The 24,915-nt window shown below is 69.7% G+C and carries 22 protein-coding genes; 14 read left to right on the top strand and 8 right to left on the bottom strand.

The window, feature by feature from the left end; translation table 11 throughout:
- Positions 1–59 precede the first annotated feature (59 nt).
- Both AB0O48_RS31925 and AB0O48_RS31920 read left to right on the top strand, forming a co-directional pair.
- Positions 60–755: a response regulator transcription factor gene (locus AB0O48_RS31925; protein WP_357255311.1), complete on the top strand. Its 696-nt coding sequence runs from the start codon at positions 60–62 to the stop codon at positions 753–755.
- Positions 748–1,764, top strand: a complete 1,017-nt coding sequence (locus tag AB0O48_RS31920; RefSeq protein ID WP_357255173.1) for an ATP-binding protein — start codon at positions 748–750, stop codon at positions 1,762–1,764. Before AB0O48_RS31925 ends, AB0O48_RS31920 begins: the two co-directional genes overlap by 8 nt.
- 9 nt (positions 1,765–1,773) lie before the next feature.
- On the opposite strand, the gene AB0O48_RS31915 is transcribed toward AB0O48_RS31920, so the two are convergent.
- The gene (locus tag AB0O48_RS31915) at positions 1,774–2,526 is read right to left on the bottom strand and encodes a hypothetical protein (RefSeq protein WP_357255170.1); all 753 of its coding nucleotides are present in this window, start codon (positions 2,524–2,526) and stop codon (positions 1,774–1,776) included.
- A gap of 180 nt (positions 2,527–2,706) precedes the next feature.
- Between AB0O48_RS31915 and AB0O48_RS31910 the strand changes: the two genes are divergently transcribed.
- The 3 genes from AB0O48_RS31910 (at position 2,707) to AB0O48_RS31900 (ending at position 5,372) form a co-directional block, all read left to right on the top strand.
- A complete protein-coding gene (locus AB0O48_RS31910) occupies positions 2,707–3,621 on the top strand; it encodes a phosphotransferase (RefSeq protein ID WP_357255167.1) in 915 nt (304 codons plus the stop codon).
- 149 nt (positions 3,622–3,770) lie between these two features.
- The gene (locus tag AB0O48_RS31905; protein ID WP_357255164.1) at positions 3,771–4,316 is read left to right on the top strand and encodes an SUKH-4 family immunity protein; all 546 of its coding nucleotides are present in this window, start codon (positions 3,771–3,773) and stop codon (positions 4,314–4,316) included.
- A gap of 180 nt (positions 4,317–4,496) precedes the next feature.
- Positions 4,497–5,372, top strand: coding sequence for an endonuclease/exonuclease/phosphatase family protein (locus AB0O48_RS31900; RefSeq protein ID WP_365069622.1), 876 nt, complete (start codon positions 4,497–4,499; stop codon positions 5,370–5,372).
- Positions 5,373–5,432: 60 nt separating this feature from the next.
- Here the strand turns inward: AB0O48_RS31900 and AB0O48_RS31895 are convergent, their stop codons facing one another.
- A complete protein-coding gene (locus AB0O48_RS31895; RefSeq protein ID WP_357255158.1) occupies positions 5,433–5,915 on the bottom strand; it encodes a hypothetical protein in 483 nt (160 codons plus the stop codon).
- A gap of 197 nt (positions 5,916–6,112) precedes the next feature.
- On the opposite strand from AB0O48_RS31895, the gene AB0O48_RS31890 reads away from it, so the two are divergent.
- The 3 genes from AB0O48_RS31890 to AB0O48_RS31880 are packed head-to-tail and all read left to right on the top strand — an operon-like array spanning position 6,113 to position 10,663.
- A complete protein-coding gene (locus AB0O48_RS31890; protein WP_357255155.1) occupies positions 6,113–7,642 on the top strand; it encodes a family 43 glycosylhydrolase in 1,530 nt (509 codons plus the stop codon).
- 36 nt (positions 7,643–7,678) lie between these two features.
- Entirely contained in the window at positions 7,679–9,118 is a 1,440-nt protein-coding gene (locus AB0O48_RS31885; RefSeq protein ID WP_357571199.1) for a glycoside hydrolase family 43 protein, read from the top strand.
- A 51-nt stretch (positions 9,119–9,169) separates the two neighbouring features.
- Positions 9,170–10,663, top strand: coding sequence for an RICIN domain-containing protein (locus tag AB0O48_RS31880; protein ID WP_357571198.1), 1,494 nt, complete (start codon positions 9,170–9,172; stop codon positions 10,661–10,663).
- Positions 10,664–10,747: 84 nt separating this feature from the next.
- Here AB0O48_RS31880 and AB0O48_RS31875 read toward each other — a convergent pair whose 3' ends face one another.
- Both AB0O48_RS31875 and AB0O48_RS31870 read right to left on the bottom strand, forming a co-directional pair.
- A complete protein-coding gene (locus tag AB0O48_RS31875) occupies positions 10,748–11,032 on the bottom strand; it encodes a hypothetical protein (protein WP_357255145.1) in 285 nt (94 codons plus the stop codon).
- Entirely contained in the window at positions 11,029–11,712 is a 684-nt protein-coding gene (locus AB0O48_RS31870) for a GAD-like domain-containing protein (RefSeq protein ID WP_365069617.1), read from the bottom strand. Before AB0O48_RS31870 ends, AB0O48_RS31875 begins: the two co-directional genes overlap by 4 nt.
- A 127-nt stretch (positions 11,713–11,839) precedes the next feature.
- Here AB0O48_RS31870 and AB0O48_RS31865 point away from each other — a divergent pair, with 127 nt between their 5' ends.
- Positions 11,840–13,432: a mucoidy inhibitor MuiA family protein gene (locus tag AB0O48_RS31865; protein WP_357255139.1), complete on the top strand. Its 1,593-nt coding sequence runs from the start codon at positions 11,840–11,842 to the stop codon at positions 13,430–13,432.
- Positions 13,433–13,459: 27 nt separating this feature from the next.
- Here AB0O48_RS31865 and AB0O48_RS31860 read toward each other — a convergent pair whose 3' ends face one another.
- Entirely contained in the window at positions 13,460–14,089 is a 630-nt protein-coding gene (locus tag AB0O48_RS31860) for a TetR/AcrR family transcriptional regulator (protein WP_357255136.1), read from the bottom strand.
- Positions 14,090–14,251: 162 nt separating this feature from the next.
- On the opposite strand from AB0O48_RS31860, the gene AB0O48_RS31855 reads away from it, so the two are divergent.
- The 4 genes from AB0O48_RS31855 (at position 14,252) to AB0O48_RS31840 (ending at position 18,493) form a co-directional block, all read left to right on the top strand.
- Complete coding sequence (locus AB0O48_RS31855; protein WP_357571197.1) at positions 14,252–14,938, top strand: class I SAM-dependent methyltransferase; 687 nt, start codon at positions 14,252–14,254, stop codon at positions 14,936–14,938.
- A 170-nt stretch (positions 14,939–15,108) separates the two neighbouring features.
- Positions 15,109–15,819 (top strand): ThuA domain-containing protein, encoded by a 711-nt coding sequence (locus AB0O48_RS31850; RefSeq protein WP_357571336.1) that lies wholly within the window; start codon positions 15,109–15,111, stop codon positions 15,817–15,819.
- The gene (locus AB0O48_RS31845; protein ID WP_357571196.1) at positions 15,789–16,907 is read left to right on the top strand and encodes a Gfo/Idh/MocA family oxidoreductase; all 1,119 of its coding nucleotides are present in this window, start codon (positions 15,789–15,791) and stop codon (positions 16,905–16,907) included. The genes AB0O48_RS31850 and AB0O48_RS31845 overlap by 31 nt, the downstream gene beginning before the upstream one ends.
- Positions 16,908–17,038: 131 nt before the next feature.
- Complete coding sequence (locus AB0O48_RS31840; RefSeq protein WP_357255128.1) at positions 17,039–18,493, top strand: alkaline phosphatase PhoX; 1,455 nt, start codon at positions 17,039–17,041, stop codon at positions 18,491–18,493.
- A gap of 68 nt (positions 18,494–18,561) precedes the next feature.
- Here the strand turns inward: AB0O48_RS31840 and AB0O48_RS31835 are convergent, their stop codons facing one another.
- The 3 genes from AB0O48_RS31835 to AB0O48_RS31825 form a co-directional block, all read right to left on the bottom strand.
- Positions 18,562–20,307 (bottom strand): RICIN domain-containing protein, encoded by a 1,746-nt coding sequence (locus AB0O48_RS31835; RefSeq protein ID WP_365069613.1) that lies wholly within the window; start codon positions 20,305–20,307, stop codon positions 18,562–18,564.
- 335 nt (positions 20,308–20,642) lie between these two features.
- Entirely contained in the window at positions 20,643–21,650 is a 1,008-nt protein-coding gene (locus tag AB0O48_RS31830; protein WP_365069611.1) for a zinc-dependent alcohol dehydrogenase family protein, read from the bottom strand.
- A 122-nt stretch (positions 21,651–21,772) separates the two neighbouring features.
- Positions 21,773–22,093 carry a helix-turn-helix domain-containing protein gene (locus AB0O48_RS31825; RefSeq protein ID WP_357571192.1) on the bottom strand — a complete coding sequence of 107 codons (321 nt, stop codon included), beginning with the start codon at positions 22,091–22,093 and terminating at the stop codon, positions 21,773–21,775.
- Between the two features lie 240 nt (positions 22,094–22,333).
- On the opposite strand from AB0O48_RS31825, the gene lanKC reads away from it, so the two are divergent.
- Positions 22,334–24,910 carry a class III lanthionine synthetase LanKC gene (lanKC, locus tag AB0O48_RS31820; protein WP_365069608.1) on the top strand — a complete coding sequence of 859 codons (2,577 nt, stop codon included), beginning with the start codon at positions 22,334–22,336 and terminating at the stop codon, positions 24,908–24,910.
- The last annotated feature ends 5 nt before the right edge of the window (positions 24,911–24,915 follow it).

Here is a 24,915-nt window from a genome sequence, read left to right as displayed (position 1 = left end):
CCACCGCCTGGCTACGCTGGGCGGATGGACAGGTCGACGGGCCGGAGCGGGGGACGTTCGTGACACAGCGGGTGCTGGTGGTCGACGACGACCAGACCGTCAGTGACGTCATCTGTCGCTACCTCGAACACGACGGATTCCAGGTCAGCCACGCCGCGGACGGGGCAGCGGCGCTGGCGGCGGTGGCGCGCCAGGTGCCGCACCTGGTCGTGCTCGACCTGATGCTGCCCCGGATCAACGGCCTACAGGTGTGCCGGGAGCTGCGCGCCCGGCCGGACGGCATCCCGATCATCATGCTGACCGCGCGGGGTGACGAGTCCGACCGGATCCTCGGGCTGCAACTCGGCGCGGACGACTACCTGACCAAGCCCTTCTCCCCCCGGGAACTGGTGCTCCGGGTCCGGTCGGTGCTCCGGCGCGCCGCCAGCGGGCCGCCACCCGAGCGGCCGGAGGCGCTTCTCGACGGCAGCCTGGTGGTGCAGACCACCTCCCGGACCGCCCGCCTCGCCGATGCCGACCTGGTGCTGACGTTGCGCGAATTCGACCTGCTCGTCCACCTCATGCGGCATCCGTCCCGGGTGTTCAGCCGGGCCGAACTCCTGGAGCAGGTCTGGGGCTGGAACTTCGGGGACCACTCCACGGTGACCGTGCACGTACGCCGGCTGCGCGAGAAGATCGAGGACAACCCGGCCGATCCGCGGCGGATCGTGACCGTCTGGGGCGTCGGCTACCGGTACGAGCCAGCCGATGCGTGACCTACTGCTGATCTTCGCGATCGCCCTCGGCGCGGCACTGGGCATCGGGCTCGCCGGCGCGCTGCTGCTGCGTGCGCTTCGGCGCAGCTCGATCACCGTGCACCTCAGCGTGCTGCTCGCCACCACGGTGGTTGCCGTCGCCGTGGGGGTGCTGGCGGTCGCGGAGGCGATGTTCCTCTCCGCACACGACCTCGAGGTGGTGCTGATCACCGTCTCGGCGGCAGGGGTGGTCAGCCTCGCCGTCGGCGGGCACTTCGGCCGTCGACTGGCCCGCGCGGCGGTCTGGCGCGACCAGGCGCGGGAACGGGAACGGCACCTGGAGAAGGGGCGACGCGACCTGGTCGCCTGGGTCTCCCACGACCTGCGTACCCCGCTCGCCGGGTTGCGGGCCATGGCGGAGGCGCTGGAGGACCGGGTGGTCCGCGATCCGGACACCGTCGACGAGTACCACCGCCGGATCCGCCTGGAGACCGACCGGATGACCCGACTCGTCGACGACCTGTTCGAGTTGTCCCGGATCAACGCGGGAGCGCTGCGGTTGTCGCTGACCGCGGTGCCGCTCGGCGAGGTGGTGTCGGACGCGCTGGCCAGTACCACCCCGTTGGCCGACGCCCGCCGGATCAAGCTGATCGCCAGCGAGTCGGGCTGGCCGACGGTGGCCGCGAGCGAGCCGGAGCTGGCCCGGGTCGTCGCCAACCTGCTGCTCAACGCGGTCCGTTACACCCCGGAGGACGGCACCGTACGCATCGAGGCCGGCCACGACGAGGACCACGCCTGGCTGTCGGTCGCCGACACCTGCGGCGGCATCCCCCCGGCCGACCTTCCCCGACTGTTCGACATCGCGTTCCGTGGCGAGCCGGCCCGCACGCCCGGCCCCGGCGACGGTGGGGCGTCCGGAGGGCTCGGCCTGGCCATCGTCCACGGCCTGGTGGAGGCGCACGGCGGTCGGGTGGAGGTGCGCAACACCCCGGAGGGCTGCCAGTTCATGGTTCGCCTGGCCACCGCCTGACGTGGTTTGCTACTCGTACTGCTGCCCACATCGGGCCAGCTCTGCCAGATCGTCCCAGCCGAGGAAATCGATGGCCTGATCGCCTGGCTCCCGTTCGTCCACGAACTCCGGGTGTGGGCCAGGAAGCGGCTGTCGTATGCCGTCGTCCTCGCTCCAGCCGCCCAGCGCCCCGGCCATCCCGCATTCCAGGTAACCCTTCGGATCGAAGTTGTACCAGGTGGTGCTCAGGGCTCGTACACATCCGGCGGGACGGGGCGCGGCAATGCCGAAATAGGCGTACTTGTCGAGGGGACCTTGGTCGGCGAAGTCGGCCAGGTCCGCGATCTGCGACAGGACGATGGCTTCCCAGTGGGCATACGTGGTCGGCTCGTGTGTGTAGCGGAACTCGGCGGATCGCCAGGAGGCCTGCAACGGCGCCGGCTCGACCATGCCGGCCGCCGTGACCATCGCGGCAACCGTGTCCAGGTCCAGCCGGACCTGACCTGACAGCGGCCGGGCAACCTGCCACCAGCCGCGCAGGAACCTGTCCAAACCGTGTCCGGCGGCGTTCATCCCCTCGCCTTCTCGGACAAGGCGTCGATAGAGGTCGCGGTTCGTGCGGCAGACCGGCTCGGGCGGCCCGTGGAGCCAGTAGGTCTGCTTGTGCACCACCCCAGATTCCAACGCCAGGGCGTTGGCCAGCGCCTCAACCCGATCAGCGAAAGCGCTTATCTGGACCCGGTTACCGTTGTCATCCTGCCGCCACAGCTCCCACACCGCCATCGCAGCACCGTAGCCGTCCGTGCTCACCGCCGATGAACGGGCGGTACCTAGGATGGGCCGATGAACCCGCCTGGTGACCTCATAGGGCGGCAGTCGGAGGCCGAACTGCTGACCCATAACTCGCTCAACGGGGCGACCGGTGGTATTTGGCGGGTGAACCGCGATGGCCGGAGAACAATCTTGAAGATCGCGGCACCGCCGGGCCGGAACGGGGTGCCCGCGCACTGGGCGGCGAGCACCGACCAGGGCCACTGGAACTACTGGCAGCGAGAAGCCCTGGCCTACCGCGATGGGCTGGCGAAGACTGCCTATTCGGCGGCGGGCATCCGCGCTCCGGCCCTGCTGGAGTGGACGGACCGGCCCGACGGGTCGGTCGCGCTGTGGCTGGAGCACGTCGACGGTGTGCCCGGCACCGCGGCAACGCCCGCGACGCTGGGCGACTTCGCCGAGCGGCTCGGCGCTGGGCACGCGTTCTGGCTGGGCCGGCGCCCCACCGAGCCATGGTTGTCCCGCGACTGGCTGCGCGACTACACCACGACCCGCCCCGTCACCGAACCGATTCCCTGGGACCATCCCACCGCGGCCTCCGCCTGGCCGCACGACCTCCGGGCCAGCCTCCGAGAGCTTTGGCTACGCCGGTACGACGTGCTGCGGGCCACGGATGAGCTGCCCCGCACCCTCTGCCACCACGACGTGTGGCCGACGAACCTGATCGTCGACGACTCGGGGCCGGTGCTGCTGGACTGGAGCTTCGTCGGTCCCGGTCCACTCGGCGAGGACGCCGCCAACCTCATCCTCGACACGTTCTTCGACGGCCTGGTCGACCTGGTCCTGATCGACGAGGTCGTCGAACTGGTCACCACCGGTTACCTTCGCGGCCTCGCTGGCGCGGTGGACGCCGCCACCGTCCGCCGCGCCATCCAACTCACCGGCGCCGCGAAGTACTTCTGGTTAGCCCCCGCGATGCTCAACCGCCTCGTAACCACGCCCACGGATGCCCGCCAGACCTACGACCTCCGTGACACGGTCACCATCTTCACCGGCCGCCGCCGCCCGCTGGAGTTGGTCGCCGCCTGGTTCCAGCAGAGCCGCTGACCCCAGCTCTGAACGCTAACCAGGTTCAGCCGGACCGGATGCCGGATCTGACCACCCTCTCGGTGGAACACACGGGATGTCGGCCGGCAAAGCTGGCAACAGATCAAGAAGCTGCCCGATGGCGCGCCGATCCGAATGGAGGTAATGGCTTGAACCCCGACCTGCGGGAGCTCATCGCGGAGCTGCGCACCGACCTGGAGGCGGACCAGCCGGCGACGCTGGTGTGGGCCGAGATCTACGACGGCGCTCCGGCCGACCAGATTCCCGCAGCTCTGCCGCGGTCGGTCCGGGAGCTGTTGGAGACCACCAACGGCCTCCGGGCCGGCTCGTTCGACCTTCGCGGAACTGACCTGCTCGGCGACGTCCAGTACTACATCGAGCTGATGCCCGAGTTCACCGGCGTCGCGGACGAACCGGGCGAGTGGCTGGTCTTCGGCACGCTGAGTGACGAGCCGCTGCTGATCCGACGCGATACCGGCGCGGTCTGGTACTTGCCGGCGGAGACCACCGACGAGTGGTTCATGCGTGAGACGTTCCTCGAAGTCGCGCCGGACCTCGACTCGTTCCTCGCCTACTACGTCTTCGGGGCCGGGTACGGCGAGGTCGGCTCCGACAACGACGATTGGTGGGGCTTCCTCGACGAGCAGGGCCTGACCACGCCCGGCGACGACGAGGACGAGGACACGGACGACTGACCGCGGCACGAGGTGATCTGCTTCCCGCGCGGCCGGGTCGACTCGACATCGCTGCGGAGCATGGTCGTCGATCGACCCAGGTCTGTCGATCCTTCGTTACCGGACGTTCGGCACCGCGTCGACTTGGGTCGATAGGGTTCGTTGGCCGCCACCGACGGCGGCTTGTGCGGAGGGACATCGATGCGCAGGACAACGGACTGGCCGGCCCGCGCACTGGGCGCTCTCGCGGTTGCGGTCGCGTTGGTGGCGGCTCTGCTGCCGGCAACCCCTGCGGTTGCCGCGAGCGTGGGCTTCAAGGCGGCGACGCTGAACATCTACTACGGGCTGAGCCAGGCCGACTTCGTGTACGACCTGAACCTGATCGCGTCCAAGGCGGACCTCGTCGGTCTCAACGAGGTCGGTGCCCGCACGGCGTTCCTGGAGAGCTGGGCCGCCGACAACGGCTGGTGGTTGTACGCGCCGGGCGGGACCAACCAGGCTGGCGAGGCGTTGATCGCCAGGAAGAGCGTGTTCGACGTACTCGACAAGGGGTCGATTTTCGTCTGTGACACCAACGGCCCGGGCGAGGTGCCGCCCGCGCGGTACAACAACTGGGTCAAATACCGGCACAAGGCCAGTGGCCGCAACGTGACCCACATCAACGCCCACGCGGTGGCCAGCATCGAGAACGCTGGCCGACCGGAGGACCTGCCGCGCACCAGGTGCGCCGAGGCGCAGTTCCAAGGCCTCAAGGACCTGGCGGTGGACAAGCAGGACGAGGGCCAGGTCATCGTGAGCGGTGACCTCAACGTCGACTTCAGCGCCGACCGGAGCTACGGGTACGCGAAGTTCCCGTGGCAGGTCTTCGAGGCCAACGAGCTGCCGAATCTGCGCTCCAACTACAACCTCTACGGCGAGAAGGGCACCGGGACACACGGCAATCGGCACATCGACCACGTCTACTTCTGGAAGCGGCTACCCGGTCACCAGGTGATGTGGATGACCGATTACGACATCGTCGGTGCCACCAGGTCCGACCACAACGGCGTCGTCGCGACGTTCTCCATCCAGAACTGACGCGTCCGCCTTCGGCCGACCATCGGCCTCCGCAGCGGTCTGTGCCTACTGTTGGTCAGGTCAGGCCTGCCGCCACACCCGGAACGTCTGGTCGAGCCGCCACGTGCCGTCGGGCTGGCGTGCCTCGTTGCGCCAGCGGAACTCGTCTGACTCGATGTCGGAGAAGGTCCAGCGCAGGTCGCCGCCGTCGAGCACGATCTGCTCGCCGACGCGAGAGGCGAGGAAGGTGTGCGTCCGCCGCCGTCCCGGTCCCACCCACGTCGAGCGCCAGACCCCCGCGCCGGCAGCGGGGTCGGGGAATCGCACGCTGACGCCGTGTTCGACACCCGGCAGGATCCAGACATCGGTGGTGGCCCGGCCGCCCAAGGCGTACCCGAAGTGCCACTCGCCTCGTCGAACGGTGGAGGACCCGTCGGGGTCGTACTCGGTGCAGTCCAGCGCCCAGGAGCCGGTGAACTGTCCGAACAGGCTGAGGTCGACGCCGTGGGCCGGCTCGGCGGCGAGGAAGGCGGCACCGATGGCATCGGATGACGTGAGCACCATGCCAGAACGATAGCGCCGGCCGTGGCGGCGCGATCAAGGTGAGCGAACTTCTTCGATCCTTGACACCCGTTGATGCGATCGCTAACACTGGTCCGCAACGCGAACTTAACGAGCAGAACACATTGCTCCTGTACCGCGTGGCGAGTTGATCTTGTTAACGCTAACATCGATGGCCGCCCGGAGGAGGAGTCGTCACCGTGATTCCCAGGCGAACGTCCGCGGCATCGACCAGCGGGCCGGCGTCGGCGCCGGACGGTGCGGCCACCCCGCGCTGGGCCGACACCGGCAGAGCCGACCACCGGTGGCGGCTGCGCTACGGGGCCAACGGCTACGTCCGCCTCCGGTTCCTGGCGCTCGCCGCCGTGGCCGCCGCCACTCTCGTGGTGGTCGCCGACGGACCGGCGCAGGCCGCCACGTTGCCGACCGGCGCCGTCTCGCTGGAGGCGGTCAACCAGACCGGACGGTACGTGCGGCACATCGACTACCTCGGGCAGCTCGATCCGGTGACCTCCAGCAGCGCCAACCAGGTCAAGCTCGATGCCACCTTCACCGTGGTCAACGGCCTGGCCTCGCCTGCCTGCTACTCGTTCCAGACCAAGACGGGCCTGTTCCTGCGACACCGCGACTACCGTCTCCGGATCGACCCCAACGCCGGTGACGCGGGGTTCCGGGCCGACGCCACCTTCTGCGCGGTCGACGGCTCGGTCTCCGGCTCGGTGGCGCTCGCCTCGTACAACTATCCGACCCGGCGGATCCGGCACCGTGACTTCGCACTCTGGCTCGACGCCTACCAGGACACGGCCGCGTTCCGGGCGGACAGTTCCTTCCGTCTCGTCGCGCCGTGGGCGCCCAGGACCACCAAGGGACCGGTCATCCCGGGCCTCTTCGCCGACCCGCACCTCGCCGTCTTCAACGGCCGCTACTACCTCTACCCGACCACCGACGGCTACGCGAGCTGGGCCGGCACCTACCACAAGGCGTTCTCCTCCACCGACCTGGTCAACTGGACCGACCACGGCGTGGTCCTGGACCACGGCCCGGACGTGTCCTGGGCGGACAACTCGGCCTGGGCGCCGGCGGTGGCCAGCGCCAACGGCCGCTACTACCTGTACTTCAGCGGCGGCGCGGCCAGCGGCAACACCGCCAAACACCTCGGTGTGGCCGTGGCCGACAGCCCCACCGGGCCGTTCCGCGACGCGCTGGGTCGGCCGCTCGTCCGCAGCGACCAGTTCTCCGGTGGGCAGGCGATCGACCCGATGGTGTTCACCGACGACGACGGGCAGTCCTACCTGTACTGGGGTCAGGGCGTCGCGCGGGCCGTGCGGCTGAACACGGACCTGACCTCCTTCGACGCCGCGCAGGTACGGGTCAGCACGCCGTCGGGCTACAACGAGGCGCCGTTCGTGTTCAAGCGCAACGGCCAGTACTACTTCATGTGGTCGGAGAACGACACGCGCAGTGAGGACTACCGGGTCGCGTACGCCACCGGCCCGTCGCCCCTCGGCCCGTGGACCAGGCGCGGCGTGGTGTTGCAGAAGCGGCTCGACGTCGGCATCAAGGGCACCGGCCACCACTCCGTGGTCCGGGCGCCCGGTAGCGACACCTGGTACATCGCCTACCACCGGTTCGCTGTTCCGGCCGGCAACGGCACCAACCGGGAGACTGCCATCGACCGGATGGAGTTCAACGCCGACGGCACCATCCGTCCCGTCGTACCGACCCTCTAGCTGACCCGGATGCCCCTCCGCGAAGGAGAAAGACACATGTCGAGAGTCCTCGCGCGGCTCGGCGCGGTCGCGGTGGCCGCGTGCCTGCTGTTCACCACCTGGTCGGCGGCGACACCGAAGGAGGCGTCCGCACTCGACCCGACCGTCGGTTACCTGATGGCGCACTTCACCGGCGAGTCGTCGACCGCCCAGCAGATCTACCTCGCCCACAGCACCGATGGCCTGCGCTGGACCGACCTCAACAACGGCGGGCTCGTCCTGCGTTCCACAGTCGGCACCCGCGGCGTCCGCGATCCCGCCCTGGTCCGCTCACCCAACGGTGACCGGTACTGGATCATCGCCACCGACCTGTGCATCGGCTGTGGTCAGGACTGGTCGGCCGCGATCAACAACGGCAGCCGCAACCTCGTCGTGTGGGAGTCCACCGATCTGGTCAACTGGTCCACGCCGTGGTTGCTGAACGTGGCCGGCGCGATCCCGGACGGACGCAACGCCTGGGCGCCGGAGGCGATCTGGAACCCGGAGACCGGCGACTACGTCCTCTACTGGGCGACGAACGTCCCGATCAACGGGGCGACCAAGCACCGCATCTACGCCGCGCGCACGACGAACTTCCGCAGCATCACCACGCCGCAGGTCTACATCAACCGACCCGGCAACCAGGAGATCATCGACACCCAGATCGTCGAGGTGCCGGCCGGCGTCGGCGCCTACCGGTACGTGCGGGCCTCGCGGGACGGCCAGATCGCCATCGAGGGCAGCAACTCCATCCTCGGCACCTGGACGAACCTCGGGAACCTGTCCGGCATCGGGCTGACCGGCGCCCAGGTCGAGGGCCCGATGTGGCTGAAGTACAACAACCGCGACGAGTGGGTGCTCTACCTCGACCAGTACTCCTCCGGGCGCGGCTACCTGCCCGTCCTGACCACCAACCCGTCGAGCCCGAGCAGTTACCGGCTGCCCGCGTCCGGCTCGTACGCCATGGGTGGCACCAAGAAGCGGCACGGCACGATCCTCAACCTGACCGCCGCCGAACAGAACCGGGTGCTCGCCCGTTGGCCCGTCACCGCCGTCAACCGGATCCAGTCGTACAACTTCCAGGACCGGTACGTGCGGCACTACGACTACGACGTCCGCATCGACCCGAACGTCAGCCCGGCCCAGGACGGCCAGTGGCGGGTCGTGCCCGGCCTGGCCGGCTCCGGCACGGTCTCCATCCAGTCGGTCAACTACCCGGGCTACTACCTGCGCCACTACGGGTTCGACTTCCGACTGGAAGCCAACGACGGCACCGCCACCTTCGCCGCCGACGCCACCTTCCGGCAGGTCGCCGGTCTGGCCAACTCCTCGTGGACGTCGTTCCAGTCCTACAGCCACCCGGACCGCTACCTCCGGCACTACGCCTACCTGCTCCGGCTCGACCCGATCTCCGACGCGCAGAGCCGTGCCGACGCGACCTTCCGCGTGACCAGCTAACCCCTCGAGCTGTCGAGCCTGGAGAGGCACGATCTAGTGATTGGACAACACATGAAACGGATCAGCCGGTCGATGCGCCGGACGTTGATCGCCCTGGTGGCCGCCGTGACGGCGATGGTCGGCGGCGTGGTCGTCGTCGCGTCGTCGCCCGCTGCCGCCGCCACCAACCAGTTCCGCGGCATGAACTGGGCCATGTTGGGTGACAACTTCAAGACCAGCCCGCTCGTCGTGCAGGGTCTGAGCATGTCCGACAGCAACGCGACGGTGCGGGCCAAGGCCAATGCCATCTACGACGACATGGCGTCCACCATGGGCGTCAACACCGTCCGGCTGCCCATCAACACCCATACGGTGGGTACTGCCTGGTGGGAGGCCTACCGAGGCGCCATCGACGCCGCCACCGCCCGCGGCTTCAAGGTCATCCTCGCCTACTGGGAGGACGCCGCCGCCTCCGGCGGCAGGATCACGAATCTCGCCGCCTGGAACACCATGTGGTCCACGGTGACCAACACGTACGGCTCGAACGCCAACGTCTACTTCGAGCCGATGAACGAGCCGCACGGTTACAGCTCGACGGAGTGGCGCAACGTCGCCGCGAACTGGCTCAGCTACCACACGTCGGCGGTGCCCGGCCGGGTGCTGATCGGCGGCACCGGCTTCAGCCAGGACCTGCGCGACATCTGCAACGACAGCCGCTTCAACTCGACGCTGCTGTCCTTCCACTACTACACCTTCTTCTACGGCGCGATGACCTACGACGGCTTCCGCAGCCACATCCAGGCCCGCCTCGGCAACTGCGCCTCGCGCGCGGTCGCGACCGAGTTCGGTGGCCCCATGAACGACGGTCGCAACTACGCCGACGCGGGCAGCACCGACAACTTCGTGCGCTACATCCGCGCCATGGCCCAGGTCATGCGGGACAACCAGATGGGCGGCACCTACTGGCCCGCCCTCGGCGGCAAGACCGGCACCATCGGCTACGACTGGTACTCGATGTTCGCCCTCACCGGCAGCGGCACCGACCTCAACCTGACCGTCCGCAACACCTCCGGCGCGGACCGGATCCGGTACGCGTGGGGCGACACCATCGGTGGCGGCGACCCGACGACGCCTCCGCCGTCGACGGGGACGTTCTACCGGGTCGACGTGCGGCACAGCGGCAAGGCCCTGAACGTCCAGTCACCGAACACCGACAACGGCGCGCGCGTCAGTCAGAACACCTACGGTGGCAACGCCTGGCAGCAGTGGCAGTTCCAGGACGCCGGCAGCGGTTACTGGCGCATCGTCAGCCGGCTCAGCGGAAAGTGCCTCGACGTGGTGAGCGCGTCGACCGCCGACGGTGCCGAACTGGTCCAGTACACCTGCGGCAACGGCACCAACCAGCAGTTCCAGATGGTGACGAACGGCAACTACTTCCAGCTCCGGGCACGACACAGCAACAAGTGCGTGGACGTGCCGGCCGCGTCGACCGCGGACGGTGTCGTCCTCAAGCAGTACACCTGCAACACCGGCACCAACCAGCAGTGGTCCCGCACGGCCGTCTGACGGTCGGCCCGACGTCGTCACGAACCCACGGTGCGGCCCGTACACCTCGGAACACGAGGTGTACGGGCCGCATCGGCGTCGCGGTCACCGTTGCACGGGTGTGGCGCGTACGGCGAGCTGGTCGAACCTGATCCGCGCGATCTTCGGCGTGGCGTCCCCGCTGGTCTGCACCTTCAGGGTGGCTGTCGGGCTGGGAGTGTCCTCGACGATGACCACTTCCGTCACACCGGCTGGCAGGTCGGCCGGCCATCCCGCGTCGTCGGTCGGCTCACTGGTCAGCAGGCGCGCGGCACGTCCATTCAGGCCCGTGTCGGTGGCCCGCACCGCCCGCCACACCGCCGCATCGCCGGCAGCGCCCGGGTCGGTCACTGGCCGATCCACATCTGCAGGAGGTCGTCGTTGTCGACGACGCGACGCTCGGAGAGCTCGGCGAGCAGCTCCAGATGCACGGGTCCGTCGACGATCTCCGCCCGGTCGGGACGCAGCGCCCCGCCGAGACCCAGGGCCGGGACAAAGCCGTAGATGGTGTCGGGTCCCACCGGGCCACGCAGTGCGAGGATCCGATCGAACAGCGGCTTCCCATCGGCACCGTGCAGGTCAACACTGCGGCGGTCCTGGCACATCAACAGAGCGTAGAGCCGGTCATCGCGGCCATCGTCTGACAGCACGCGGCCCGACCGATCCGTATGGATCACCCACCCGTGCTGGGCGGTGATCGTCAACCGCGAACCCGTCTGCTGACCCCACACCTGCACATCGCCGAACGCGCTGCGGCTCACCGCGATCCATCGGTCTTCTCTCGGCAGGACGAGGTCGTCTGTCCACGCGTCGATCGCCGGCTGCCACACCTCGGGATCACACAACCAGAACAATCCGTTACCGAAGCCGGCGAATCCGTAGTGGCGCCAACATGCCAGCAGCAGGTCGGGCACAACGCCTGCGAACTGAGCCAGCCGACCAGCGGGGACCGGAGCGGAGTAGGTGGGACGTCCCCAATTCCCCGCCAACTCCGCCACTTCATGCTGCGCCATCGCTTCGCCCTTCACCATTGGACGTTGATGCGGGCCGCCGCCACCCGATCGTCCATGAGCACAACGGCAGCCTAGAGGTCCGCCGCTGCCGCCGTCGGTGCTGCGAGGGAGCGCCTGCGCGGTACGCGTGGACTACCCTCGCGACGTGGAAAGCACCGAGATCGACGCACCCATCGTCGGCGTCACCGTCTACCCCGACCGGGCCCGGGTCACCCGTCGGGGCAGCCATCGGCTGACCGCCGGAGAGCACCGTGTACGCGTCGCGCCACTCCCAATCGGCCTGCGGCGCGACTCCATTCGGGTCGGTGGTCGGGGCGCGGCCACGGTACTCGGTGTGGACCTGAAAACCTGGCGGCAGGCCCGTAGCGCCGACGCGCAGATCGTCACCCTCGAACAACGACAGCGCGAGCTGACCGACCAGTTGGCCGAGGTCGAGGACGCGGCCGGCATCGAAGAGCAGCGCGGGGAGTTCCTCATCCGGTTGGCCGAGCGCGCCGGTGGCACGTACGCCCGGGCGTTGGCCTCCGGCGACGCGGCGCCGACCGACGTGGCGGCCTTCACCGACTCGGTGGCCGGTCAGCTCGCCGAGTCACGCGGCCGGCGGCGCGGGCTGTCCCGGCGGCGCACCGACCTGGCCGCGGAGGTGGCCGCGGTCGAGCGCGATCTGAACGGCGCGCGCGGCAAGCGGACGCCGGACCGGTTGGCCGCCGAGGTGACGGTCCTGGTGACGGCCGACGACGCGGAGGTGGAGTTGGAGCTGACCTACCTGGTCGACGGTGCGGTGTGGCGGCCCTCCTATGACCTGCGGCTGGTCGAGGACACCGTGACCGTCACCTGGTTCGGGCTGGTCAGCCAGAACACCGGAGAGGACTGGCCGGAGTGCGAGCTCCAGCTCTCGACCGCCCGGCCGGCCGCGACGACAGTCGTACCCGAACTGTCGCCCTGGTATCTCGACCGGCTCCAGCCGGCGCCAGCCTGGCCCGTGACGGCGGCCGGGCCGGTCGGGGCGCCGCCCCCGGCGCCGGTCGGGATGCCGGTGCCGGTACCGGGCGGAGGCCCGGCCCGGCCCGGGGCGCTCCCGCCCCGCCTGAAGGAGAGCGTCGCCCAGGTCGAGCAGGGCGTCAGCGCGGCCACCTATCGGCCGGCCCGGCCGGCAGCGGTGCCGGCCGACGGCAGCGCGCACCGAGCCACCATCGCCGTGCTGGACATGCCCGCCCGGCTGGACCACGTGACCGTGCCGGTCCGCGTCGCCGAGGCGCACCTGCGGGCCACGGTACGCAACACCTCCGAGCACACGATGCTGCCCGGTGCGGCGGCGGTGTTCCACGGCGCCGATTTCGTCTCGGCCACCCCGCTGCCGATGTGGGCGCCGGGCGAGGAGATCGAGCTGGGGCTCGGGGTCGACGACCGGCTGCGGGTGGAGCGCAAGCTGCACCGGCGCTCGGAGACCAAGGCCACGCTCGGGTCGACGCGGCGGCGGGAGGTGGACTACCGGATCACCGTCGCCAACCACACACCGCGGACGGCGACGGTCGAGGTGCGCGACCAGTTGCCGGTGTCCCGCGACGAGGCGGTGGTGGTGCGGGAGACGAACCTGGTGCCGCCGCCGGCGGAGCGTACGGAGCTGGGGGAGTTGGCCTGGCGGCTGTCGCTCGCGCCCGGCGCCAGTGGTGAGATCACCATCGGCTTCCGGGTGGAGCTGGCCAAGGGCGTGGAGCTGACCGGCTGGCGCGAGTAGGCGCCGCGTGGTGCCTCCGCTGCCGCGTCAACGGCAGAGCTGCACGTGCAGGGTGTCGTACACCCACTGCTCCCAGCGGTCGGGGGTCCAGCCTCGGTCGCGGATGAACAGCAGGTACAGCTCTGGGCTCAGCAGGCCGTAGAGCAGGTCGGCGGCGTGTTCGACGGTCAGGTCTGCCGTGGCGCCGGGCTTGGCGATGAGGCTGCGCGCGGCTGCGGTTTGGACTTCGAGGCGCGGATCGGTGTCCTGCTGCCACATCCCGGCCAGGCTTGGGTCCTGTGCTCCGGCAGCGCGCAGCACATCCATGATCGGTGCCACCCGCTGAAGCACCTCGCAGGTGCCGCTCACATGTGCCCGCAACTGCGCCTCGGCGGTGTCAGCCGCCAGAGCGTCGCGGAACCAGGCCCGCTGCATCGTGGGAATCGGCTCGTCGTCACCGGCGATGGTGACGTCGACCAGCTCCTTGAGCAGCGACGGCTTGTTGCCGAACGCGAAGTAGATGGTCTGCACGGCGACACCGGCCCGCTCCGCGATGCCCTGGAGCGTGGTGGCCCCGTAGCCCTGATCGACGAACAGCTCGTACGCAGCCTGCAGGATGCGTCGCCGAGTCTGCCGGGACTTCTCGCCCTTCTTGCCGGCGCTCTTGACCAGTGGCATGACTGCACTGTATCACTAGAGCCTGACTCTAATAACGAACTCTATCGAAGGGTGCAGCAATGTCTCTCATCCGGACCACCCGGTTCACCGCCGTCGCCTTCGCCGTCGCCCGCGATGTCACCGCGGAACAGGGCGAGCTGATCGCCGAGGACGGCTGACCCGATGACCGCCAAGCAGCGTTGGCTCGATGCCCGCTGGGCGTTCGTACGCGCCCACCTGCCACCGGCACCAGCCCGGGTGCTGGAGATCGGATGCGGCCCGGAAGGTGGCTTCGTCCCCGCGATGCGGGAGCACGGTTTCGCCGCCGTGGGCGTGGACCCGGTGGCGCCGTCCGGACCCGGATACCACCGGACGGAATTCGAGAAGCACCAGCTGAGCGAGCCGGTCGACGTGATCGTCGCCTGTACCTCGCTGCACCACGTCACCGACCTGGACGAGGTCCTGGCTCGGGCCGCCGAGGCGCTCACGCCGGGCGGCGTACTCATCGTCGTCGAGTGGGCCTACGAGAGGTTCGACGAGGCGACCGCGCGCTGGAGCTTCGACCGGCTGCCCGACAGCGGCGAGCGCGGCTGGCTGCACAGCCACCACGAGCAGTGGCTCGCCTCCGGGCAACCCTGGGACGACTACCTGGAAGGCTGGGCCGGGCGAGAGGGCCTGCACCGCGGCGACGCGATCTGCCGGGCGCTCCAGGCCCGCTTCCACACCAGGCTGCGCACCCACGCACCGTACTTCTTCCCCGACCTGCACCCCGTCAGCGAAGCCGACGAACAGGCGGCCATCAACGCCGACGGGATCCGGGCCACGGGCCTCCACTACGTCGCGACCAGGCCAGCCGCCGCCCTGGGCTGACCACGGCAGGCCTCGCCTCCACCGTCGCGGTAGGACGGTTCGTCACCTGTCAATCCGTAGACTCCACCAGGAGTACGGTTTCGGTGCCCGACAAGCACGGGTATCGGCGGTACGTCGCCGGGGTCGGGACCGGCCAGCCCGGTGGCGGCGGACCGTGGGAGGGAGCGAGGGTGGCGCAGCGCAGGGCACTTGTGGTTCGGGGCGGGTGGGAGGGACACCAGCCGGTCGAGGCGACCGAGTTGTTCATCCCGTTCCTCGAGCGTAGCGGCTATGCCGTCCGCGTCGAGGAGTCGACGGAGATCTACGCCGATGCCGCCGAGATGGCCGACACCGACCTCGTCGTGCAGTGCATGACGATGTCGCAGATCACCTCGGCCGAGGCGGCGGGCCTGAGCGCGGCGGTCAGCGCCGGTACGGGTTTCACCGGCTGGCACGGCGGCATCGTGGACTCGTTCCGCGCGTCCTCGGAATACCTGCACCTGGTGGGTGGCCAGTTCGCGACGCATCCGGGCAAGGAGCCGTGCGAGCGGCAGGGTGGCGCGGAGGACAACTTCCTACCGCACACGGTGCGCGTCACCGACCTCGGCCGGGAGCATCCGATCACCGCGGGTGTCGAGGACTTCGACCTGGTCACCGAACAGTACTGGGTGCTGCACGACGACCTGATCGACGTCCTGGCCGTCACGACCCACCCCACGCAGGCGTGGCATCCGTGGCACCGACCGGTCACGTCACCGGCGATCTGGACCCGGCGCTGGGGTGCCGGGCGCATTGTCGTGACGACCCCCGGACACAGCCTGGACGTGCTGGAGCACGCGAGTGTGCGTACCGTCATCGAGAGGGGGATGGTGTGGGCGACCCGCACGGCGTCGGCATCGTAGGTCTCGGGGTCATCTCCCGCGCCTACCTGGACACCCTCGCCCACCACCCCGCGGTGCGGATCGCCGCCCTTGCCGACCTCGACGCCTCCCGGTCGGCCGCGGTGGCCGCCACGATCCCCGGGGCCGAGGCGATGAGCGTCGAACGCCTGCTCGCCCGCCCGGACGTGCGGACGGTGCTCAACCTGACGATCCCCGCGGCGCACGCCGACATCTCGCTGGGCGCCATCGACGCCGGCAAGAACGTCTACGTCGAGAAGCCACTCGCCGTGACGTTCCCGGACGGCCGCACGATCATCGACCGGGCCGCGTCGGCTGGCGTGCGGGTCGGGTGCGCGCCGGACACCGTCCTGGGCACGGGCACGCAGACGGCGCGGGCGGCGATCGACGACGGACTCATCGGACGCCCGATGTCCGCATCGGCCGTCATGGTCACCGCGGGGCACGAGCGCTGGCATCCCAACCCCGACTTCTACTACGCCCCGGGCGGCGGACCGTTGCTGGACATGGGTCCGTACTACCTCTCGGCGCTCATCCACCTGCTCGGACCGGTGCGCGCGGTGGTCGGAGCCGCCAGCCGCCTACGCGCCGAGCGCGTCATCGGCTCGGGTCCACGGACCGGCCAGCGAATTCCGGTGGAGGTGGACACCCATGTCACCGGCGTGCTCGAACACGCCAACGGCGCTCTCTCCACCATCACCACGAGCTTCGACGGGGTCGCGACGACCGCCGCACCGATCGAGGTACGGGGGGAGACCGGCACGCTCGCCGTACCCGACCCGAACTACTTCGACGGAGAGGTCCGCCTCCGCGCGCTCGGCGACGACGACTGGCGGGTCCTCCCACCGCGGGCCGGTTACCTGGAGTCGTCCCGGGGCATCGGCCTGATCGACCTGATCACGGCCGACGGGAAACGCCCGGCACGGGCCGGCGGCGACATGGCACTACACGTGCTGGAGACGATGACCGCCCTGCTCCGGGCGGCAGCCGAGGGCCGCCGGATCGAGTTGACGACGGCGGTGGAGCGGCCCACACCCGTTCCGCTCACCCTCGTCGAGGACTGGAAGGGGTACCACGCAACCACGCACTGACGGCGCGACGGTGAACGGACCTGATTCTTCACTTCGATGTCACCTCTCGAACCCTCAGGCGACGTGTCGGTGACCGCCCGTCGGAGTGTGCTGTCAGCCGTCGCACGTACCCTGACCAGGAGCTGATTCGAGTGCCTTCCTCCCGTCGTACCTTCCTCGCGGGCGGCGCCGCCGCCGGCGTGGGCCTTGCCGTCGCCGGTGGGCTGCCGTCCCTCGCGCAGGCCAGCCCGGGGCGGCCGCACCCGCCGGTCAAGGGCGTTCCGACGCCCTTCCCGCCGCTCGTGGACGACCCGAAGGGGATCCTGGCCCTGCCGAAGGGCTTCAGCTACACCGTGGTGACCCGGACCGGCGTCACCCGGCTCGACCGTGGTCAGGGCGTGACGCCGTCGGACCATGACGGCATGGCCGTCTACGACGCCGGCCAGGGCCGGTACACCCTGATCCAGAACCACGAGATCGACCCGGGCGCCGAGTTCGGCGTACCGCACGTCAAGGGCACGGTGTACGACGCGGGCGCCGTCGACGCCGGCGGCTGCACCGTGATCAGGACGGACCGTGCGGGCCGCAACCTGGGTGAGTTCGTCGCCCTCTCCGGCACCATCTCCAACTGCGCCGGCGGGCCGACCCCCTGGGGCACCTGGCTCACCTGCGAGGAGACCGAGGACCGGGCCGGCGACGAGTGGGAAGAGGGCGACCGGTCCGGCGTCTACCAGAAGGACCACGGGTACGTCTTCGAGGTCTGGGCCGACGGCAGCGCGGACCCGAAGCCGATCAAGTGTCTGGGTCGCTACTCGCACGAGGCCCTGGCTGTCGACAAGGACCGCACCGCCATCTACCTCTCCGAGGACGCCGACGAGCCCAACGGCCTCTTCTACCGCTGGTCGGCGCCACGAGGCGTCAAGCTCGGTCCTGGCGTGCTCACCCGCCTCGCACCGAACGCGGGTGTCCTCGCCGCCATGCAGATCATCCTGGACGACGGCTCGGTGCTGCCGGACGTCGCCTACCTGACCTCCGCCCAGTTGGGCCGCCCCTTCCCCGTACGGTGGATCGAGGTGCCGGACCGCGACGCGCGGCACACGTCCGTGCGCGAGCAGTTCGCCGACGGTCAGGTCACCCGGGGACGCAAGTTCGAGGGTGTGTGGAGCACCGACGAGGGCGTGTACGTGGTCAACTCCTACGCCTGGGACGAGGGTGACCTGCCGGCCGACGCCGCGCCGCACGACGGCATGGTCTGGTTCTACAACTTCAAGGCCCAGACCATCCAGCTGGTGACGTACTTCCCGCACCAGACGGCGTCGGAGGAGGGCACCCCGGTCAAGTACAACGACCTCACCTTCGACGGCCCGGACAACGTCTCCGTCACCCCGTGGGGCAGTCTGGTGCTCGCCGAGGACGGTACCGGGGCCTCCCACGTGCTCAGTACGACCCCGGGTGGACCGACGTACGCGATCGCCCGCAACCAGCTCAACGATTCCGAGTTCTGCGGGCCGACCTTCACGGCCGACGGCCGGGTGCTCTTCGTCAACATGCAGGACCCGGGCCTCACCCTGGCGATCACCGGCCCGTGGGAGAAGTACCTGGGCTGACCGAGGGGGACCGGCCGGTGGGGATCAGGTGATCAGTCTGATCCCCACCGCAGCCGAGCGCTGGACCGTCAGCCGACCTGGACCAGCCGCCAGTTGTTCCGGGTGCTGCCGTTGTCGGTGTACTGGACGGCCTGGGTGCCCCAGGTGCTGGAGCCGTTGAGGATGGCGAGCACCTTGCCGCTGTTGACGTTGCGGATCCGGTAGGAACCGTCGCTGTTGGCCACCAGCGTCCACCGGTGGTCAGCGGTGCCGTTGTCGCTCCACTGCATGACGCGGGCGTTGTCGGCGGTGGACATGTTCTCCACGCCGAGGACCTTGCCGCTGTTGACGTTGCGGAACCGGAACGCGTTGCCGTCGGTGACCCGGACCCAGTTGTGGTCGGCGGTGCCGGTGTCGCCCCACACCACCGCCAGACCGCCGTCGGCCGTGGACATGTTCTGTACGCCGAGAACCACACCGGTGTCGACGTTGACCAGCTTGTAGGTGTCTCCCACCGGGGTGGTGCCGCCGCTCACGGTGGTCACGAACGTCATCACGCTGCGGGCGGGAAGTGTGACGGTGAGCGAGCCGTTCGACATGGTGAGCGCGCCCTGGGGCGCGACGGTCCTGCTCCCGTCGGTCAGCCAGTTCGAGACGCTGCCGGACGCGGTGGTGTTGGACAGGGTGAACTGCTGGCTCACCGCCGAGGTGTTCTTGTTGACGGCGACGATCACGACGGTGTTACCGCCGCGGTACGCCGAGACATAGACGTTCGACGTCGGGTTCGCCGTCGCGTCGATCCGCTGGTAGCCGGGACGGACGAACCTGGCGAAGTGCGCCATCATGGCCCCGCGCTTGCTGATCTGGCCGTCCTCGCGCATGGGGCCGTAGCTGCGCCGCAGATACCACCAGACGTACGCCTGGAACTCGGCGTCGACCATGGCGCGGTGGATGTGCTCGCCCACGTCGAGTGCCTCGGGCCAGGCGTCGCCCGAGTTCGTGTTGCTGTTGGGGTAGTAGACCTCGGTCATCCAGAGTTCTTTGCCCGCCCCCTTCTGCTTGAACAGGGGGTACGCGAAGTTCGAGTACGAGGTGCCGTAGAGGTGTGCGCCGATGATGTCCACGTTGGCCAGCGCCGTGGAGTCGTTGAGGATCGGGTCCGACACGGACTTCACGTACTGGAAGGACTCCGGCGCGATGACCCTGGTGCTGATCGAGCCGGCGTTCTCCCGCAGGAACCGGAGCATCTCGGTGCTGGTCCACCACGTCCACTCGGCCGCGTAATCGGGCTCGTTCTGGACCGAGATGGCGTACAGGTTCACCCCGTTGTTGCGCAGGTGCGTGGTGAAGTTGTTCAGGTGCGTGGCGTAGGCGGCGTACGAGCTGTACCGCAGGCGCCGGGCGTTGGTCTGGCTGCCGCGGGTGAAGGTCTCGATCATGCTGGCCGGGGGGTTCCACGGGGAGGCGAAGACCGTTGCTCCGAGCGCGACCGCGCGTTGCGCCGTCGCCAGATCGGCGCTCCAGTCCGCCTGGTTCTCGTTGACGGGGATCCGCAGCAGGGAGAACCCCAACTGACCCTGGCCGGTGCCGAAGGCCGTGTCCCGCTGGGCGGCCGTCAGGTCGCCGATCCAGGCGGCGTGGGCCATGGCGCCGAAGCCCCGGATCGTCTGCCGGGTGGCGGACGGATTGATGCTCGCCGGTGCGGCGAAGGCCGCCGTGGGCACCGCGACCGCGGCGACCGCGGCGACCGGTACGGCCCCCATCGTCGTCAGGACGGTTCGGCGGCTCAGCAATTTCCGTTCGCCGCTCACCGGCTCGTTCTGCTCGTGCGTCATGTCTCGTCCTCCTGGCTGGTGGTGGTACGCGCCTTCGCGGTCCCCTCGGCCCGGTCGGCACCGGTCTGTCGCGTCGTCACCGGGGTTGACGGGGACCCCGGTGGCGATGACCTGTCGATTACGATCGAGTGACGTAACTGTTAACGTTAACAATCACGGGAGTCTAAGTTCTGTCGTCGCCAAGGGTCAAGAACGAGCAGCTCAGTGAGCGGATGGGCACTCTGCGTGGCGGATAGAACAGTGCCGCCGCGCCACCGGTGCCGACGAGGTTGGCGGGCATCCTCGGGTTCGGCGGGTGGTGGCGCGGCGGCGCGTACTCTCGCTTGCCGGCGGCCTCAGCCGGTTACGTCGTCGTGCGTGACGGTGACGACGACCTTGCCGACCTGGCCGTTGGCCTCCAGGTAGCGGTGGGCCTCGGCGATGTCGCCGAGGTCGAACGTGCGGTCGACGACCGGGGTGAGGGAACCCGAGGCGATGCCGGCGTTGACGAACGCGACGGCCCGACGCAGGCGCTCCGGGTTCATGGTGATCTCGAAGAGGGTGTAGGTGCTGCTGGTCAGCGCGGGGTAGGACTGTGCGTTGGGCAGCGGCGTGGGGCGCTGGTCGAGTGCTCCGTAGACCACCAGGAAGCCGCCGGGAGCGATGCCCAGGGCGATGGTCTCGACGCCGGGGCCGGCGATCGGGTCGAAGGCCAGGCGGACGCCCTCGCCGCCGGTGATCTCCTTGAGCCGGGCGGGGAGGTCCTCGTCGTCGGTGACGATGACGTGGACCGCACCGGCGTCCAGCAGGCGCTGCTTCTTGTCGGAGCGACGCGTGGTGGCGACCGGGATCGCACCGAGGTGGCGGGTGATCTGGATGGCGGCCAGGCCGACGCTGCTGGAGGCGGCGGTGATCAGCACGTGGTCGCCGGGGCGCACCTTGCCGGACTCGACGAGGGCCCCGTAGGCGGTGATGTAGGCCATCCACGTGGCTGCCGCATGGACCGGGTCGACGTGGGCGGAGCGGGGTACGACAGCCGAGGCCGGGACGATGACGTGGGTGCCGTACGTGCCGTACCTGCTCTGCAGGAACGCCGGTACGACCGCGACCGTGTCGCCCTCGGCGAGGTGGTCCACGTCCGCGCCGACCGCCTCGATCACCCCGGCGGCCTCGTAGCCGAGCGTGGAGGGGAACACGGGCTTGTCGAAGTAGACGCCCTCGCGGTACATGATCTCGGCCCGGTTCAGACCGATGGCGTCGACGCGGATCCGGACCTCGCCCGTGCCCGGAGCGGCCACCTCGACGTCGCGCAGGGTCAGAGCCTCGGGACCGCCGAGCCGGTCGAACTGTACGAGTTTCGCCACGGTGCAGGAGTCCTTGCGCTAGGGGTCACGGAAACGCCACCGAGCCTCGATGGCGTCCCGTACGCTACTCCGAGGTTCGATGATGGTCAAACTTCGACCATCGTCGGAGTAGACGTCGTGGCTCAGGCCGGATCGGTCCGCGCCTCGCTGCCGGCGGCGGCCACCACCGCGGCAAGCAGGCCGGGGAAGCGGCGCTCGATCTCGTCCGCTCGCAGCGCGTTCATCTTGGCCGTCCCCACGTAGTACTGGCGGATCACGCCGGCCTCGCGCAGGGTGTTGAAATGGTGCGTCAGCGTCGAAACCGACACGGGCGTCTCGAACGACCCGCAGGTCATGTCCGCACCCCGGTCGGCCAGCTGGGACACCACGGCTCGCCGCACCGGATCCGCCAGCGCCTCCATGACCTGCTGCAAGGAGACCTCGGACACGTCGGGGTGCGCCACGGTCCGGACGGCACTACGAGGGCGGGGCACGGCAGCTCCTTGCAACGGGTGTATCGCAATCCACCCATCGTACGACGCTGATCAAAGTAGTCCCGGTGACCCTGACTATTGTCACTGGGTACCCGTGCACCCCACATCGAACGTCGTGACTATGCGCACTGGGATCCACCACGTCCCGTGGACGAGACTCGATGCAACGCCGGAACATCAGCCGGCCGAGTCGAAGGGACGGTGGGGACAGTGGACGAACGCTACGACAGCTACTGCGCCGCGGATCCGCTGTTCTACGACTCGCTCGGCAGCGCCGTCGCGCAGCCCGTCTTCCCGGCCGCCGAACGGCCGCTGCCCACCGGCTGGCGCCGCGAGCCGCTCGACGACTGGCTGATCTACGCGCCGGACGGCGGCTCGCTGCCGCAGCAGGGTTGGAAGATCCACGTGTCGGCGGGTCTGGCGAACGCCGAGCGGGTGCTGGACACCGTCTGGGACTACTGCGTCCCCCGGGGCCTGTCCTTCAAGTTCCTGCGTGGACCCCGCACGCTGCTGCTGCGCAACTCCAAGTACGCCGCCCGGGCCGCCAGTGGCAAGTTCGTCACGGTCTACCCCCGCGACGACGCGGAGCTGGAGCTGACCTGCAAGGAACTCGACGAACTGCTCACCGGCGAGACCGGGCCGTACATCCTCAGTGACCTCCGCTACGGCAACGGCCCGGTCCACGTGCGCTACGGCGGCTTCGCCGCCCGCTACTGCCACTCGCCCGACGGTCAGGTGGTGCCGGCGATCGAGGACGAGTCCGGCACGCTGGTGCCGGACCGCCGGGATCCGGTCTTCCACGTGCCGTCCTGGGTCACCCTGCCCGACTTCCTCGGCCCGCACCTGGCGGCCCGCAGCGGCACCAGCACCGACCAGGTGCCGTACCGGATCGAGCGTGTGATCCACTTTTCCAACGGCGGTGGGCTGTACGTGGGCCGGGACCTGCGTACCGACACCGAGGTGGTGCTGAAGGAGGCTCGGCCGCACGCCGGCCTGGACGCGGACGGCACCGACGCCGTCGCCCGGCTGGCCCGCGAGGCGGACGCCCTGCGGCACCTCGCGGACCTCCCGCAGGTGCCCCGGGTGCACGACGAGTTCGTCCTGGGCGAGCACCGGTTCCTCGCACTCGAGTTCATCGAGGGCCGACCGCTGAACAAGGTGCTCGTCGACAGGTACCCGCTCATCGACGCCGACGCGACCGACGACGACCGGGCGGCGTACGCGGATTGGGCCCGGCAGACCTACGAACAGGTCGAGTCGGTCGTCGCGGCCATCCACGAGCGCGGCCTGGTCTACGGGGACCTGCACCTGTTCAACATCATGATCCGCCCGGACGACCGGGTCGCCCTCGTCGACTTCGAGGTGGCGGCCCCGATCGCCGGGCACAGCCGACCCGGGCTGCGCAACCAGGGCTTCGCGGCCCCCCGGGACCGGACCGGGCCGGCGGTCGACAGGTACGCCCTGGCGTGCCTACGGCTGGCGCTGTTCCTGCCCCTGACCCAGTTGGTCCGGCTCGCACCGGCGAAGGTGACGCACCTGGCCGACATCATCACCGCGAACTTCCCGGTGCCGAGGTCCTTCCTCGACCCCGCGGTCGAGGAGATCACCGGTGGTCCCCGGGCCGCGGATGCACACCACGCGTCCGTCCCGCGGGAGAAGCTGGCGACGGCCATCCTGGCCAGCGCCACTCCCGAGCGCGACGACCGGCTCTTCCCCGGTGACATCGAACAGTTCCGCAGTGGCGGCCTCAACCTCGCCCACGGGGCGGCGGGAGTGCTCTACGCGCTGGACCACAGCGGTGCCGGGCGGTGGCCCGAGCACGAGAACTGGCTGGTGCGGCGGGCGACGGCGCCGCCGTCCGGCACCCGCTGCGGCTTCTACGACGGACTGCACGGCGTCGCCTACGCGCTCGAACACCTCGGGCGCCGGCAGGACGCGCTGGACGTGCTCGACATCTGTCTACGCGAGCCCCTGGACGGGCTCGACCACAGCCTGGCGAGCGGACTGTCCGGGATCGCGCTCAACCTGGCCGACGCGGCCGCGCGGACCGGGGAGGTGTCGGTGCGCGACGCCGCGTGGCGGGTCGCCGAACGGGTGATCGGGCAACTGGCCGACGACCCGGGACCCGACATCAGCGGCGGACGCAACCCGTACGCCGGGCTGCTGCGCGGCCGGACCGGACCGGCCCTGATGCTGGTGCGGCTCTACGAACTCAGCGGCGACGAGGAGCTGCTGGAGCACGCCGCCACGGCGCTGCGCCAGGACCTGCGTCGGTGTGTGCTGCGCCCGGACGGTGCCCTGGAGGTCAACGAGGGCTGGCGGACCATGCCGTACCTGGCGCACGGCAGCGTCGGTATCGGGCTGGTCCTCGATCAGTACCTGCGGCACCGCGCCGACGACCGGTTCGCCGAGGCGAGCGCGGGGATCCGCCGCGCGGCGCGCTCACCGTTCTACGCGCAGTCCGGGCTCTTCGCCGGTCGCGCCGGCATCATCGCCTACCTCGCCGCCTCGACCGACGACGCCGACCGCCGGGAACTCGGCGCGCAACTGGATCGGCTGACCTGGCACGCGCTGCCGTACCGGGACGGGATCGCGTTCCCCGGTGAGCAGTTGCTGCGGCTCTCCATGGACTTCGGCACCGGCACCACCGGCGTGCTCTTCGCGCTGGCCTGCGCACAGCACGACCGGCGGCCGGTGCTGCCCTTCCTCGCGCCCCTACCGGGCGCGACGAGACTCCCCCGCAACAGCGGGGGCGACCTGATCGGCGAACAGAAGGAAGGGAGGTGAACGAC

It is taken from the genome of Micromonospora sp. NPDC085948, from assembly GCF_040686315.1.
Taxonomy (GTDB): Bacteria; Actinomycetota; Actinomycetes; order Mycobacteriales; family Micromonosporaceae; genus Micromonospora.
Note: the sequence above shows the minus strand (reverse complement) of the source record. Positions and strands in the feature narration are given on the sequence as shown.

Bases quoted from the DNA above. Each gene is read 5' to 3' on its own strand.
- AB0O48_RS31920 (WP_357255173.1), top strand. From the start codon at position 748: ATGCGTGACCTACTGCTGATCTTCGCGATCGCCCTCGGCGCGGCACTG.
- AB0O48_RS31915 (WP_357255170.1), bottom strand. From the start codon at position 2,526: ATGGCGGTGTGGGAGCTGTGGCGGCAGGATGACAACGGTAACCGGGTC.
- AB0O48_RS31900 (WP_365069622.1), top strand. From the start codon at position 4,497: ATGCGCAGGACAACGGACTGGCCGGCCCGCGCACTGGGCGCTCTCGCG.
- AB0O48_RS31895 (WP_357255158.1), bottom strand. From the start codon at position 5,915: ATGGTGCTCACGTCATCCGATGCCATCGGTGCCGCCTTCCTCGCCGCC.
- AB0O48_RS31885 (WP_357571199.1), top strand. From the start codon at position 7,679: ATGTCGAGAGTCCTCGCGCGGCTCGGCGCGGTCGCGGTGGCCGCGTGC.
- AB0O48_RS31880 (WP_357571198.1), top strand. From the start codon at position 9,170: ATGAAACGGATCAGCCGGTCGATGCGCCGGACGTTGATCGCCCTGGTG.
- AB0O48_RS31870 (WP_365069617.1), bottom strand. From the start codon at position 11,712: ATGGTGAAGGGCGAAGCGATGGCGCAGCATGAAGTGGCGGAGTTGGCG.
- AB0O48_RS31860 (WP_357255136.1), bottom strand. From the start codon at position 14,089: ATGCCACTGGTCAAGAGCGCCGGCAAGAAGGGCGAGAAGTCCCGGCAG.
- AB0O48_RS31855 (WP_357571197.1), top strand. From the start codon at position 14,252: ATGACCGCCAAGCAGCGTTGGCTCGATGCCCGCTGGGCGTTCGTACGC.
- AB0O48_RS31835 (WP_365069613.1), bottom strand. From the start codon at position 20,307: ATGACGCACGAGCAGAACGAGCCGGTGAGCGGCGAACGGAAATTGCTG.